The following is a 1,497-nucleotide window of genomic DNA, read 5'->3' as shown; positions in this document are numbered from 1 at the left end:
CAAAATATTCATTGGTAAACACTCGCATTGCTACTGGAACAGCTCCAAAAATCAAAACATTCATTGGTAAACACTCACTTTGCTACTGGAACAGCTCCAGTAAATCAAAACATTCATTGGCAAAGTACCAGGGTATTTTTACGGACAAATTTAAAACATTGGTAAACATTCACTTTTACAGCTCCAGTAAATCAAAATATTCATTGGTAAATACTCACTTTTATAACTCCAGTAAATCAAAATATTCATTGATAAACACTCRCATTGCTACTGGAACAGCTCCAGTAAATCAAAACATTCATTGGCAAACACTCACTTTTACAGCTCCAGTAAATCAAAATATTCATTGATAAACACTCACATTGCTACTGGAACAGCTCCAGTAAATCAAAACATCGATTGATAAACACTCACTTTGCTACTGGAACAGCTCCAGTAAATCAAAACATCGATTGATAAACACTCACTTTGCTACTGGAACAGCTCCAGTAAATCAAAATATTCATTGGCAAACACTCGCATTGCTACTGGAACAACTCCAAAAATCAAAACATCGATTGATAAATACTCACTTTGCTACTGGAACAACTCCAGTAAATCAAAATATTCATTGGCAAACACTCACTTTTACAGATCAAGTAAATCAAAACATCGATTGATAAATACTCGCATTGCTACTGGAACAGCTCCAGTAAATCAAAACATCGATTGATAAATACTCRCWTTGCTACTGGAACAACTCCAGTAAATCAAAATATTCATTGGCAAACACTCACTTTTACAGATCAAGTAAATAAAAACATCGATTGATAAATACTCACTTTTATAACTCCAGTAAATCAAAATATTCATTGGCAAACACTCACTTTTACAGATCAAGTAAATCAAAACATCGATTGATAAATACTCGCATTGCTACTGGAACAGCTCCAGTAAATCAAAAYATTCATTGGTAAACACTCGCATTGCTACTGGAACAGCTCCAGTAAATCAAAAYATYSATTGATAAACACTCACTTTGCTACTGGAACAGCTCCAAAAATCAAAACATTCATTGGTAAATACTCACTTTTATAACTCCAGTAAATCAAAATATTCATTGGTAAATACTCACTTTTACAGCTCCAGTAAATCAAAACATTCATTGGTAAATACTCACTTTTACAGCTCCAGTAAATCAAAACATCGATTGATAAACACTCRCWTTGCTACTGGAACAGCTCCAATAAATCAAAATATTCATTGGCAAACACTCGCATTGCTACTGGAACAGCTCCAAAAATCAAAACATTCATTGGTAAACATTCACTTTTACAGATCAAGTAAATCAAAACATCGATTGATAAAYACTCRCATTGCTACTGGAACAGCTCCAGTAAATCAAAACATTCATTGGCAAACACTCACTTTTACAGCTCCAGTAAATCAAAATATTCATTGATAAACACTCACATTGCTACTGGAACAGCTCCAGTAAATCAAAACATCGATTGATAA

General features: G+C 33.6%; 2 protein-coding genes. Both read left to right on the top strand.

The window, feature by feature from the left end:
- Positions 1 to 350, top strand: a 350-nt coding sequence (locus L0U77_RS07220) for a hypothetical protein (RefSeq protein WP_233900951.1), incomplete at its 5' end; no start/stop codon positions are given.
- Between the two features lie 102 nt (positions 351 to 452).
- Positions 453 to 659, top strand: coding sequence for a hypothetical protein (locus tag L0U77_RS07215; RefSeq protein WP_233900950.1), 207 nt, complete (start codon positions 453 to 455; stop codon positions 657 to 659).
- The last annotated feature ends 838 nt before the right edge of the window (positions 660 to 1,497 follow it).

The sequence above is a fragment of the Tenacibaculum piscium genome (assembly GCF_021390715.1).
GTDB classification, from domain to species: domain Bacteria; phylum Bacteroidota; class Bacteroidia; order Flavobacteriales; family Flavobacteriaceae; genus Polaribacter; species Polaribacter piscius.
The sequence above is the reverse complement of the archived record's forward strand: the minus strand, read 5'-3'. Positions and strand labels throughout refer to the sequence as shown.